This window comes from Streptomyces sp. NPDC059201 (assembly GCF_042754585.1).
Lineage (GTDB): Bacteria > Actinomycetota > Actinomycetes > Streptomycetales > Streptomycetaceae > Streptomyces.
In genome coordinates, this window is sequence record NZ_JBHZBB010000007.1 from 259,524 (window position 1) to 271,933 (window position 12,410).

Genomic DNA, 12,410 nt, shown 5'->3' on the forward strand with positions numbered 1-12,410 from the left:
CGCGCGCGTGCCCCGTCAGACCCGGGTGCGGCGGGGTGCGGCGAGGCCGAGGACGCGGTCCTTGAGGGCCGGGAACTCCTCGCGGATCGCGGCGGGCTTCGCGGGGTCCAGGACGACGCGCAGGATCTCCTCGCCGGGGCCCGCCTCCGCCAGGATCTCGCCCCACGGGTCGACGACCAGCGAGTGCCCGGCCTGCTCGATGCCCGCGTGGGTGCCCGCGGTACCGCAGGCGAGGACGTACGCCTGGTTCTCGACGGCCCTGGCCTGGGCGAGGAGCCGCCAGTGGGCGAGGCGGCGGGCCGGCCAGCCGGCGGGGACGACGAAGGCTTCGGCGCCGGCGTCGACGAGGCCGCGGAAGAGCTCGGGGAAGCGCAGGTCGTAGCAGGTGCCGACGCCGACGGTGAGGTGCGGCAGGTCGAAGGTGACCAGGTCCTCCCCGGGGGCCATGAGGGCGGCCTCGCCCTTGTCGAAGCCGAAGCGGTGGATCTTCCGGTAGGAGGCGACGAGCTCGCCGTCGGGGGAGAAGACGAGCGAGGTGTTGTGGAGCGCGCCGCCGACGGCCTCCACGAAGGAGCCGGCGTGCAGCCAGACCTCGGCGTCCCGCGCGGCCGCCGCCATCGCCTCGTAGGTGGGGCCGTGGAGGGGCTCGGACTCGGGCTCGAAGAGGTCCGCGGCGAAGGCGCCGACGGGCCACAGCTCGGGGAGGACGACGAGGTCCGCGGCCCCGCGCTCCTCCCGTACGAGGCGGGCCGCGCGGGCCCGCCGGTCGGCGACCGGTTCGTCCGGGTCTACCGCGATCTGGATCAGCGAGGCGCGCACACTACCACCGTCCTGGCGTTGAAGCCGTCAACACCGGCCTACGATCGTCACACGAAAGCACTGCCGGGGTGCTCCCGGGGAGCGTAACTTAGCGTCCGAGCCTCCCATTCCACTGTCGCCCAGTCGTGTTTTCAGCCCGCACCGAAGAACGTCGAGGGGTCCCGTGACCGTCCATCCCAGCCTCCAGAACTACGCCGACGCCTGGACCCACTCCATCGAAGCGATAGCCGAGCTGGTGCAGCCGCTCGTGGAGGGCGAGTGGAACCGGGCGACCCCGTGCCCCGGCTGGTCGGTCCGCGACATCGTGTCCCATGTGATCGGCATGGAGACGGAGATGCTCGGGGACCCGCGGCCGATCCACTCGCTCCCCCGCGACCTGTACCACGTGCGCAGTGAGTTCGCCCGCTACATGGAGGTGCAGGTCGACGTCCGCCGGCACCACACGGCGCCGGAGATGACCTCGGAGCTGGAGTACATCCTGATCCGCCGGGCCCGGCAGCTCCGCAACGAGAACCGCTCCCCCGAGCACGTCATCCGGGCCCCGCTGGGCGCGGAGCAGACCCTGGAGCAGGGCTACCGGCTGCGGGCCTTCGACACCTGGGTGCACGAGCAGGACCTGCGGGTCGCGCTCGGGACGCCGGGGAACCTGGACTCGCCGGGCGCGCTGGTGGCGCGGGACATGCTCCTGGAGGCGCTGCCGAAGGTCGTCGCGAAGGACGCGGGCGCGCCGGCGTCCTCGGCGGTCGTGGTGGACGTGACGGGGCCGGTGGAGTTCCTGCGGACGGTCCGGGTGGACGCGGAGGGGCGGGGTTCGATCGACGGGGCGCCGTCGCTGGGCCCGGCGGTGACGCTGGCGACGGACTGGGAGACGTACGTCCGGCTGGCCTGCGGCCGGGTCCGGCCGGCCGAGGTGGCCGACCGGATCAAGACCGAGGGCGACGCGGACCTGGCCGCCGCGATCCTCGACCACTTCGCGGTGACGCCGAACTAGGGAGCCGCGGTCCCTATACCGGCACGTGGACGGCCTCCACGCGGCTGGCGACGAGGCGTTCGCGCTCGCGCCGGTGGGTGCGGGACTTGAGGCGCAGGATCTGGACGACGCCGAGGGCTTCGAGGACGAAGACCGAGGAGAACGCGATCCGGTAGTTGTCGCCGGTCGCGTCGAGCAGCACGCCGACGGCGAGCAGCGTCGTCATCGAGGCGACGAAACCACCCATGTTGACGATGCCGGAGGCGGTGCCCTGACGCTCCGGCGGGTTGGCCGGGCGGGCGAAGTCGAAGCCGATCATGGACGCCGGTCCGCAGGCCCCGAGGACCAGGCAGAGCGTGACGAGCAGCCACATCGGCGCGTGGTCGCCGGGGTACGCGATCGTCGCGGCCCACAGCAGGGCGGTGGCGGCGACCGTACCGAGGGCGAGCGGGGCGCGGGCTCCGCCGTGCCGGGCGATGATCTGCCCGTATGTGAGGCCGACGGCCATGTTGGAGAGCACGACGAGGGTCAGCAGCTCGCCCGCCGTGCCCCGGGACAGGCCCTGGGCCTCGACGAGGAACGGCAGCCCCCACAGCAGCAGGAACACCATCGCGGGGAACTGGGTGGTGAAGTGCACCCACAGGCCGAGCCGGGTGCCGGGCTCGCGCCAGGACTCGGCGATCTGCCGGCGCACGTAGGCGGCGCCCGCGTGGCGGACGGGAGTGGGCTCGTACCCCTCCGGGTGGTCCTTGAGGAAGACCAGCAGCAGGACCAGGACCAGGACGCCGGCGAGGGAGCTGCCGACGAAGGTGGTGGTCCAGCCGAGGCCGTGCAGGGCGCGGGAGAGGACGACCGTCGAGATCAGGTTGCCCGCCATGCCGATGAGGCCGGCGAGCTGGGCGATGAGCGGCCCGCGGCGGGCCGGGAACCAGCGGCCGCCGAGCCGCAGGACGCTGATGAAGGTCATGGCGTCGCCGCAGCCGAGGAGAGCGCGGGAGGCGAGGGCCATCGGGTACGACGGGGAGAGCGCGAAACCGAGCTGGCCGAGGGTGAAGAGGACGACGCCGAGGGCGAGGACCTTCTTGGTGCCGAGCCGGTCGACCATGAGGCCGACGGGTATCTGCATGCCCGCGTAGACCAGCAGCTGGAGTATGGAGAAGGTGGAGAGCGCGGACGCGCCCACGTGGAAGCGGTCGGCGGCGTCGAGTCCGGCGACGCCGAGCGAGGTCCGGAAGATGACGGCGACGAAGTAGACGGCGACGCCGACGCCCCAGACGAGCGCGGCGCGGCGGCCGCCGGGCGGGTCGCCGGGGAGGGTGACGGCGGAGCCGTAGCCGTTGCGGCCGCTCACCTGTCCTCACCCCGGACCAGGACGCCGACGCGGCCCAGGTGACCGCGGACGGCGGCGGCGGCGCCCTCCGCGTCCCCGGCCCTGAGGCGGTCGAGGATCTCGGCGTGCTCGGCGATGTTCTGGGCGACCCGGTCGGGGTGGGCCTGCATCACGGCGACGCCCATGCGGAGCTGCCGGTCGCGGAGCTGGTCGTAGAGGCGGGACAGGATCTGGTTGCCCGCGTACCGGACGATCTCGGCGTGGAAGCACCGGTCGGTGACGGCGACCTCGGCGAGGTCGCCGGCGCCTGCCTGCCGCTGCTGCTCCTCCAGGAGTTCTTCGAGGCGGGTCAGGAGGGCGGGCGGCGCGGGGACGGCGCGGCGGACGGCGAACTCCTCGACGAGGAGGCGGGTCTCGACGACGTCGGCGATCTCCTGGGCGGAGACGGCGAGGACGAGGGCGCCCTTCTTGGGGTAGAGCTTCAGCAGCCCTTCCATCTCCAGCTTCAGCAGCGCCTCGCGGACGGGGGTGCGCGACACCCCCACGGCCTGGGCCAGCTCCCCCTCGGTGAGCAGGGTCCCGCCCTCGTAACGGCGGTCGAGCACCGCCCGCTTGACGTGGCTGTAGACGCGCTCGGCGGCGGGCGGTTGCTTGACGGGCTGTTCGGCGGAGGGGGGCGCGGCTGATGGCATGCGCACAGCATAGATACAAGTGGGATGCGTCTGACAGCCGCGTCCGCATCTTGGACCCTTACAGCAGACGGGCCCTTACAACAGATCCCCCACCGGACTCAGCGGAGCCTGAAGTCGTAGTAGTCCGCGCCGCCGACGAGGACGGAGGTGAAGTGGACCGGCAGCCCGTCGGGGCGGCGCGGGACCTCCTGGGAGGTGCGGCGGGTGAAGCCGAGGGAGAGGCCGGGGACGAACGGGTCCTCGGTGTCGCCGTCGTGGATGTCGAGCCCGCGCAGGAGTGCGTCGGCGGGGGTGGTGAAGACGTCGCGTCCGCCGAGGAGGACGCGGGTGGTGCTCGTCCGCCCCTCCCCCGGCCACCAGAACTCGACGGCGGTGACCCGGTCGTCCTCCTCCAGGTGCACGTCGACGCCGATGCCGGCGCAGGAGGCGTGGATGGTGTCCGGGCGGGGGCCCGGCCGGACGCGGCTCCGGGGCTCGCCCCAGGGCGCGACGGCGGCCAGGGCCTCGTCGAAGGTCATGCCGAGGCGTACGGGCCCGGCGCCGTGGGGCGGTTCGAGAGGGAGATCCATCCCCCCAGCAGAACATCCGGTGGTGGACGGATGCCACCACCGGATGTTTCACGTGAAACACGCCAACCGGGCTACTACGCCCAGGTCATGAGCCGCTTCGGCTGCTCCAGGACCGCGGCCACGTCGGCGAGGAACTTGGAGCCCAGCTCGCCGTCGACCAGGCGGTGGTCGAAGGAGAGCGCCAGCGTGGTCACCTGACGCGGCTTCACCTTGCCCTTGTGGACCCAGGGCTGGAGCTTGATCGCGCCGACCGCGAGGATCGCGGACTCGCCCGGGTTGAGGATCGGCGTACCGGTGTCGACGCCGAAGACGCCGACGTTGGTGATGGTGAAGGTGCCGCCCTGCATCGCCGCCGGGGTCGTCTTGCCCTCGCGGGCGGTGGCGACCAACTCTCTCAGGGAGCGGGACAGCTCCGGCAGGGTCTGGGCGTGCGCGTCCTTGATGTTCGGCACGATCAGACCGCGCGGGGTGGCCGCGGCGATGCCCAGGTTCACGTAGTGCTTGAGGACGATCTCCTGCGCCGCCTCGTCCCAGGCCGCGTTGATCTCCGGGTTGCGGCGGACCGCGACCAGGACGGCCTTGGCGACGAGGAGGAGCGGGTTGATCCGCAGCCCCGCCATGTCCTTGTCGGCCTTGAGCTCCTCGACCAGCTTCATCGTGCGCGTGATGTCGAAGGTCACGAACTCGGTGACGTGCGGGGCGGTGAAGGCCGAGCCGACCATGGCCGCCGCCGTGGCCTTCCGTACGCCCTTGATCGGGACCCGGGTCTCCCGCGCGTCGCCGGTGGCGACGGCGGCAGGCGCCTGGACCGGGGCCGGCGCGGCCGGAGCCGGGGCCGCCACGACCTCGGGTGCGGCCGGGGCCGCCGGGGCCGGAGCCGCGGCGCGGTGGACGTCGTCGCGGGTGATGATCCCGTCCGGGCCGGTCGGGACGACCGCCTTCAGGTCCACGCCGAGGTCCTTGGCGAGCTTGCGCACCGGCGGCTTGGCCAGCGGCCTCGCCTCGACGGCCACCGAGCCGTGCCCGTTCAGCTGCTCGGGGACCACCACGGAGGGCGCGGTCCTGCGGGCCCGCCGCTTGGTGGAGGAGGCGGCCACGCCGTAGCCGACGAGGACCGGCTGGCGGCCCTGCGGCTCCTCGGCCCCGGCCTCCGCCTCGGGGGCGGCGACGGGAACGGGGGCCGGGGACTCGGCGGGAGCCGGGGCGGCCGGGGCGGGCGCCGTCGCGGGCGCGTCGCCGCCGACGTTCACCGAGATGATGACCTGGCCGACGTCGACCGTGGTGCCCTCGGGGAAGACCAGCTCGTGCACGGTGCCGTCGAAGGGGATCGGCAGCTCCACGGCGGCCTTGGCCGTCTCCACCTCGCAGACGACCTGCCCGTCGGTGACGGTGTCACCGGGCTGGACGTACCACTTGAGGATCTCGGCCTCGGTCAGGCCCTCGCCCACGTCGGGCATCTTGAATTCGCGGATCGTCATCGTGCTCTCCTCAGTACGCCAGCGAGCGGTCGACGGCGTCGAGCACGCGGTCCAGGCCCGGCAGGTACTCCTCCTCCAGGCGCGCCGGCGGGTACGGCGCGTGGTAGCCGCCGACCCGCAGGACGGGGGCCTCCAGGTGGTAGAAGCAGCGCTCGGTGATCCGGGCGGCGATCTCCGCGCCGGAGCCGAAGAACACCGGTGCTTCGTGGACGACGACCAGCCGGCCGGTCTTCTCGACCGAGGTCTGGATGGTGTCGAAGTCGAGCGGGGAGACCGAGCGGAGGTCGACGACCTCGATCGACTTGCCCTCCTCGGCGGCGGCCGCGGCCGCCTCCAGACAGGTCTTCACCATCGGGCCGTAGGCCACCAGGGTGAGGTCGGTGCCCTCGCGGGCGACCCGGGCCCTGTGGAGCTCGCCGGGGATCGCCTCGACGTCGACGTCGCCCTTGTCCCAGTAGCGGCGCTTGGGCTCGAAGAAGATGACCGGGTCGTCGCTCTGGATCGCCTGCTGGAGCATCCAGTAGGCGTCGGAGGAGTTCGCCGGGGTGACCACCTTGAGGCCCGCGACGTGCGCGAAGAGCGACTCGGGGGACTCGGAGTGGTGCTCGACGGCTCCGATGCCGCCGCCGTACGGGATGCGGATGACGACCGGCATCTTCACCGTGCCGAGCGAGCGGGCCCGCATCTTGGCCAGCTGGGTGACGATCTGGTCGTACGCCGGGAAGACGAAGCCGTCGAACTGGATCTCCACGACGGGGCGGTAGCCGCGCAGCGCGAGGCCGATCGCGGTGCCGACGATGCCGGACTCGGCGAGCGGGGTGTCGATGACCCGGTCCTCGCCGAAGTCCTTCTGGAGGCCGTCGGTGATGCGGAAGACACCGCCGAGCTTGCCGACGTCCAGGCCCATGACGACGACCTTGGGGTCGGTCTCCAGGGCCTTGCGCAGCGACTCGTTGAGCGCCTTCGCGAGGGGAAGCTTCTGCACAGCCATGATTACTCGGCCTCTCCGTTCGCGAAGGACGCCTGGTAGGCGGCGAACTCCGCACGCTCCTCGTCGACGAGCGCGTGCCCGTCCGCGTACACGTTGTCGAAGATCGCCATGTGCTCCGGGACCGGCATGGCGCGGACGACCTCGCGGACGTGCTTGCCGAGGGTCTCGCTCTCGGCCTCCAGCTCCTCGAAGAAGGCCGCGTCGGCGTGGCCCTCGTTCTCCATGTACGTCCTCAGGCGCTGGATCGGGTCCTTCGCCTCCCACTCCTCGCGCTCCGCGTCGCGGCGGTAGCGCGTCGGGTCGTCGGAGGTGGTGTGGGCGGCCATGCGGTAGGTGAACGCCTCGACGAGCGTCGGGCCCTCGCCGCGGCGGGCGCGCTCCAGGGCCGAGCGGGTGACGGCCAGGCACGCGAGGACGTCGTTGCCGTCGACGCGGACGCCGGGGAAGCCGAAGCCGCGGGCGCGCTGGTAGAGCGGGACGCGGGTCTGCTTCTCGATGGGCTCGGAGATGGCCCACTGGTTGTTCTGGCAGAAGAAGACGACCGGCGCGTTGTAGACCGCCGAGAAGACGAACGACTCGTTGACGTCGCCCTGGCTGGAGGCGCCGTCGCCGAAGTAGGCGAGTACGGCGGAGTCCGCGCCGTCCTTGGCGATGCCCATGGCGTAGCCGGTGGCGTGCAGGGTCTGCGAGCCGAGGACGATCGTGTACAGGTGGAAGTTGTTGCTGTTCGGGTCCCAGCCGCCGTGGTTCACGCCGCGGAACATGCCGAGCAGGTTGGTCGGGTCGACGCCGCGGCACCAGGCCACGCCGTGCTCGCGGTAGGTCGGGAAGACGTAGTCGTCGTCCCGCAGGGCCCGGCCCGAGCCGATCTGGGCGGCCTCCTGGCCGAGCAGCGAGGCCCACAGGCCCAGCTCGCCCTGGCGCTGGAGCGCGGTCGCCTCGGCGTCGAAGCGGCGGGTGAGGACCATGTCGCGGTAGAGACCGCGCAGTTCCTCGGCGCTCAGGTCGATGTCGTAGTCGGGGTGCTGGACGCGCTCGCCCTCGGGCGTCAGCAGCTGAACGAGCTCGGGCTCCCCGGCCGGGGCCTGGTCGGCCTTCTTGGCGCCGGCGCTGGCGCCGGTGGCGCGCTTGGCGCCGCTGCTGCGTCGCGTCGTCTTGCGCGCGGCAGTGCTCTCCACGGTCACGTGCGTGCTCCTCCGTCGGTCCGGCCCCCGGGTTCGCCGGCTGGGCCAGTGCGGCTCTCCGCCTTATCCGTACCCTGCGCACGGGGTGGGTGCGACGCGGCCGGGGTCGGGCGTGACAGTTGTCCCGGCGAGCGCCTCATCAAGCACGTTACCCATTGCACGGCATTCCTGCGAAACCCCACTTGACCTGCGATTTTGCTTGGATTTCCAAGTAAATCGAGAAAAGCGGGAGCTCGCGCTGGTCAGCGCACCCTGGAACGGCCCGACACCCTCGTCGGAACATCCGGCACCGTAACCCGCGCACCCCGGGCACCGGAAGAGCCAATATGTGAGACTGGCTTCGTGCGCGAAGAAGGAAAAATCCGGGTATTTCTGCTGGACGACCATGAAGTGGTCCGGCGCGGCGTCCACGAGTTGCTTTCCGTGGAGGACGACATCGAGGTGGTCGGCGAGGCCGGAACCGCGGCCGACGCCCTGGTCAGGATCCCCGCGACCCGCCCCGACGTGGCGGTGCTCGACGTGCGGCTGCCGGACGGCAGCGGTGTCGAGGTCTGCCGCGAGGTCCGCTCCCAGGACGAGTCGATCAAATGTCTGATGCTGACCTCGTACGCCGACGACGAGGCGCTTTTCGACGCGATCATGGCCGGGGCCTCGGGGTACGTCCTCAAGGCCATCCGCGGCAACGAGCTGCTGAACGCGGTCCGGGACGTGGCGGCGGGCAAGTCGCTGCTCGACCCGGTGGCGACGGCGCGGGTGCTTGAGCGGCTGCGGGACGGCAACAACCCGAAGGGCGACGACAAGCTCGCCCACCTCACCGAGCAGGAGCGCAAGATCCTCGATCTGATCGGCGAGGGCCTGACCAACCGGGCCATCGGCGAGCGCCTCCACCTCGCGGAGAAGACCATCAAGAACTACGTCTCCAGCCTGCTGTCGAAGCTCGGCATGGAGCGCCGCTCGCAGGCCGCCGCCTACGTGGCGCGGATGCAGGCCGAGCGGCACTGAGCCGGCGGACCCCCTGACGGGCCCGGCCCTCCCCGACGGTCTCACCCGAAGGGAGCAGTCCGGGCCCGCGGACGGCATTCGGGACCTACGTCCCCGCCGACGCGGGGCCGGGGCCCCTTTCCCGACGGGGTGCCGGTGGCGGAGAGTGGAGGCATGTCCACCGAGGAGATCCGCGCCATCGAACTGCTCGGCCGTGCGTCGTACGGCCGGGTCGCCACGAGCATGCGGGCGATGCCCTTCGTCGCACCCGCCCGGCACATCGTGTCCGGCGGCAGCGTGCTGATCCGCATGCACGAGGGGCTCGGCTACCACCAGGCGTGCAACGGCAGCGTCGTCGCCTACGGGGCGGACGACCTCGATCCCGAGTCCGGCTCCCTGTGTTCGGTGCAGTTCACCGGCACCGCCGAGATCGTCGAGCCGACCGCGGCGGAACTGGCCGCCTTCGGCCCCGAACCGGTGAGCGTGGACGGCGAGCCCTTCGTCCCCGTCTTCATGCGGATCGAACCCCAGTTCGTCACCGTGCACAGCATCGACTACGGCCCCCGGGCCGCCTCCGCACCGCGACACCTGCATCACGCGGCGTGATCTAACATCTGCGGAGTGCCGCGCTCATCTGAACATTCCGCTCCTCCGGTCGGCGCCCTGCTCCGCCGCCACCCGCACGCCGGCGAGCCCCTGTCCTGCGTCCCCGTCACCGAGGGCCTGCTCAACCGCGGCTACCGGCTCGCCACCACCCGCGGCCACTACTTCCTCAAGCAGCACCTCGACGCGCCCACCGCCGACCGGGCCACCATCACCCGCCAGCACCGCGCCACCCAGCGGCTGCACGCCCTCGGCCTGCCGGTGGCCCCGCCGCTGCCCGACAGCCGCGGCCGCACCGTCGCCGTCATCGGCGGCCGCTGCTACGCCCTGCACCCCTGGGTCGAGGGCCGGCACCGCGACGGCGCCCAGCTGACCACCGGGGGCTCCCGCCGCCTCGGCGCCCTCCTCGGGCGCGTCCACACCACCCTCGACCGGGTCATGGAGCCCCCGCCGCCCGGCGACCGGAACGACAGCGCCCGCCCCGAGGACACCTTCACGGACATCGCCGAGCTGATCCGCCTCGCCCGCGCCCACCGCCCGCACGGCAGCTTCGACGCGCTCGCAGAGCACCGGCTGCGGGAGCGCCGCCGGCTCCTCGCCCAGCACGCCCACCGGCGCCCTCCGGCGCCCGCCGCGGCCGGCTGGGTGCACGGGGACTTCCACCCGCTGAACGTGCTCTACCGGGGCGCCGAACCGGCCGCGATCGTCGACTGGGACCGCCTGGGCGTCCGCCCCCGCGCGGAGGAGGCCGTCCGGGCCGCCGCGATCTTCTTCGTACGGCCGGGGGGCGAGCTGGCGCTGGAGAAGGTACGGGCCTACGCGCGCGCGTACCGGGGGGCCACCGGCGCCGACGGCACCGAGCTGGCCACGGCGGTGCACCGGGTGTGGTGGGAGCGGCTCAACGACTTCTGGACGCTGCGCTGGCGCTACCAGCTGAACGACCACAGGGCCGACCCGCAGTTTCCCGCGGTGTCGGCCCTGGCCGTGTGGTGGACCCGGGAGTACGACGCCGTCCGCGACGCCTTCTCCGCCTGACTGGGTCTCTAGGGGATGGTCCCGGTGTCGCCCGTGTCGCCGGGCTGCTGCGTGTTCGGGTCGCCGTTGCTGCCACCGGACGCGTCGGTCTCGCCGCCGCCGGTCTCGGTGCCGCCGTCCGACGGCTCCGTCGTCTGCTCCTCGCTGGGCGTCGGCTCCGTGCTCGGCTCGCCGGTCTCCGTCGGCTCGGTCGTCGGCGCCTCGGTGGGCGTCGGCTCCGTGGTCGGCGGCGTCGTCGTCGGAGGCGTCGTCGTCGGGTCGGTCGGCGGGTTCCACGGCTCGTACGTGGTGCTGCCGCTGCCGCCGCCGTCGGTGTCGCTCGGCTGCTCGGTGCTCGGCTCCTCCGAGGGCTCCTCGGACGGGGTGGGCTCCTCCGAGGTCGTGGACGGCGACTGCGACACCGACGTCGGCGTCGTGACCGGGTCCTTCTTCTTGTCGTCGCCGCCGGCCATCTGCACCGCGAAGACGACACCGGCGACGATCGCGACCACGGCGAGCGCCGCGAACAGCACCATCCTGGAGCGCTTGCCCCCGTCGCCGTCCTGGCCGCCGTAGCCGCCGTTCTGCCCATAGCCGCCGGTACCGCCCGTGCCACCGGTGCCGGGGCCCTCGGCGTAGCCGCCGTAGTAGCCGCCGTCGTCGGGGTTGGGCAGCGGGACGAGCCGGCCCTGGGCCGTCTCGCCGTGCGGCGGGTGGCCCATGGCCGTCGTCGCCGTCATGCCGTGGACGGGGGTGTGCCCGCCCTCGTGCAGGGTCACCGGGCCGGTGCTCCAGGTGCCGGTGTGACCGCCCTGCTGCTGGAGCATCTCCAGGCCGTACTGGATCAGCCCGCGCATCTCCTCGGCGCTCTGGAAGCGGTCGTCCGGCTCCTTCGCGAGCGAGCGCATCACCAGACCGTCCAGCTCCGGCGGCGTCGAGCCGCGGACCTCGGACGGCGGGACCGGGATGTCCTGCACGTGCTGGTAGACCACCGACAGCGGCGTCTCACCGGTGAAGGGGGGCCGCAGCGCGAGGAGTTCGTAGAGCAGGCAGCCCGTCGCGTACAGGTCCGAGCGGTGGTCGACGGCCTTGCCGAGCGCCTGCTCGGGGGAGAGGTACTGCGGCGTGCCCATGACCATGCCGGTCTGCGTCATCGTGGCCTGCGCCCCGTGCAGCGCGCGGGCGATGCCGAAGTCCATGACCTTGACGGCGCCGGCGTGCGTGATGATCACGTTGGCCGGCTTGATGTCGCGGTGCACGATGCCGTGCTGGTGCGAGTACGCCAGCGCCTCCAGGACGCCGGAGACGATCACGAGCGCCTGCTCGGGCCCGGGCGCCTCCGCGCTGACCAGCAGGTCACGGATGGTGCGGCCCTCGACGAGCTCCATCACGATGTACGGCACCGGGCGGCCGTCCACGACGTCCTCGCCGGAGTCGTACACCGCCACGATCGCATGGTGGTTGAGGCCGGCGACCGACTGCGCCTCGCGCGTGAACCGGGCCTTGGAGACCGGGTCCTCCGCGAGGTCGGAGCGCAGCAGCTTCACCGCGACGGTGCGGCCGAGCCGCACGTCCTCCGCGGCGAAGACCTCGGCCATGCCGCCGCGCCCGAGACGGTGCGTCAGGCGGTAGCGGCCGTCGCCGACGACGCGGTCGAGCCCCCATGACTCCCCGGCAGCGCCCGGCACACCGCCACCTGCGTCGGATCCGGGTTCCATGAGTCCTCGCCGTCGTCTGTGCGTGCCGTGTCCAGTCGTCACGCTACAGGCTTCGTACGAC

At 72.5% G+C, this 12,410-nt stretch carries 12 protein-coding genes; 4 read left to right on the top strand and 8 right to left on the bottom strand.

What is annotated here, in order from left to right:
• Window positions 1-15: 15 nt before the first annotated feature.
• Entirely contained in the window at window positions 16-819 is an 804-nt protein-coding gene (locus tag ACFXMG_RS23525) for a carbon-nitrogen family hydrolase (RefSeq protein ID WP_383814483.1), read from the bottom strand.
• 163 nt (window positions 820-982) lie between these two features.
• On the opposite strand from ACFXMG_RS23525, the gene ACFXMG_RS23530 reads away from it, so the two are divergent.
• Window positions 983-1,810, top strand: a complete 828-nt coding sequence (locus ACFXMG_RS23530; RefSeq protein ID WP_383814482.1) for a maleylpyruvate isomerase family mycothiol-dependent enzyme — start codon at window positions 983-985, stop codon at window positions 1,808-1,810.
• Window positions 1,811-1,823: 13 nt separating this feature from the next.
• On the opposite strand, the gene ACFXMG_RS23535 is transcribed toward ACFXMG_RS23530, so the two are convergent.
• The 6 genes from ACFXMG_RS23535 to pdhA form a co-directional block, all read right to left on the bottom strand.
• Window positions 1,824-3,140, bottom strand: a complete 1,317-nt coding sequence (locus ACFXMG_RS23535) for a nitrate/nitrite transporter (RefSeq protein ID WP_383814480.1) — start codon at window positions 3,138-3,140, stop codon at window positions 1,824-1,826.
• On the bottom strand, window positions 3,137-3,811 hold the full coding sequence (locus ACFXMG_RS23540) for a GntR family transcriptional regulator (protein WP_383814478.1): 675 nt from the start codon (window positions 3,809-3,811) through the stop codon (window positions 3,137-3,139). Before ACFXMG_RS23540 ends, ACFXMG_RS23535 begins: the two co-directional genes overlap by 4 nt.
• Before the next feature lie 98 nt (window positions 3,812-3,909).
• Window positions 3,910-4,380, bottom strand: coding sequence for a hypothetical protein (locus ACFXMG_RS23545; RefSeq protein ID WP_383814476.1), 471 nt, complete (start codon window positions 4,378-4,380; stop codon window positions 3,910-3,912).
• Between the two features lie 74 nt (window positions 4,381-4,454).
• Window positions 4,455-5,858, bottom strand: coding sequence for a dihydrolipoamide acetyltransferase family protein (locus ACFXMG_RS23550; protein WP_383814474.1), 1,404 nt, complete (start codon window positions 5,856-5,858; stop codon window positions 4,455-4,457).
• A gap of 10 nt (window positions 5,859-5,868) precedes the next feature.
• Entirely contained in the window at window positions 5,869-6,849 is a 981-nt protein-coding gene (locus ACFXMG_RS23555) for an alpha-ketoacid dehydrogenase subunit beta (protein WP_383814472.1), read from the bottom strand.
• A gap of 2 nt (window positions 6,850-6,851) precedes the next feature.
• The gene (gene pdhA, locus ACFXMG_RS23560) at window positions 6,852-8,033 is read right to left on the bottom strand and encodes a pyruvate dehydrogenase (acetyl-transferring) E1 component subunit alpha (protein WP_383814470.1); all 1,182 of its coding nucleotides are present in this window, start codon (window positions 8,031-8,033) and stop codon (window positions 6,852-6,854) included.
• A gap of 342 nt (window positions 8,034-8,375) precedes the next feature.
• On the opposite strand from pdhA, the gene ACFXMG_RS23565 reads away from it, so the two are divergent.
• The 3 genes from ACFXMG_RS23565 (at window position 8,376) to ACFXMG_RS23575 (ending at window position 10,652) form a co-directional block, all read left to right on the top strand.
• Entirely contained in the window at window positions 8,376-9,035 is a 660-nt protein-coding gene (locus tag ACFXMG_RS23565; protein ID WP_351844912.1) for a response regulator transcription factor, read from the top strand.
• Between the two features lie 153 nt (window positions 9,036-9,188).
• Window positions 9,189-9,620, top strand: a complete 432-nt coding sequence (locus ACFXMG_RS23570) for a pyridoxamine 5'-phosphate oxidase family protein (RefSeq protein ID WP_383814468.1) — start codon at window positions 9,189-9,191, stop codon at window positions 9,618-9,620.
• Window positions 9,621-9,635: 15 nt separating this feature from the next.
• Window positions 9,636-10,652, top strand: coding sequence for a phosphotransferase (locus tag ACFXMG_RS23575; RefSeq protein WP_383814466.1), 1,017 nt, complete (start codon window positions 9,636-9,638; stop codon window positions 10,650-10,652).
• An 8-nt stretch (window positions 10,653-10,660) separates the two neighbouring features.
• Here the strand turns inward: ACFXMG_RS23575 and ACFXMG_RS23580 are convergent, their stop codons facing one another.
• Window positions 10,661-12,349 (bottom strand): protein kinase, encoded by a 1,689-nt coding sequence (locus ACFXMG_RS23580; protein WP_383814465.1) that lies wholly within the window; start codon window positions 12,347-12,349, stop codon window positions 10,661-10,663.
• Window positions 12,350-12,410 lie beyond the last annotated feature (61 nt).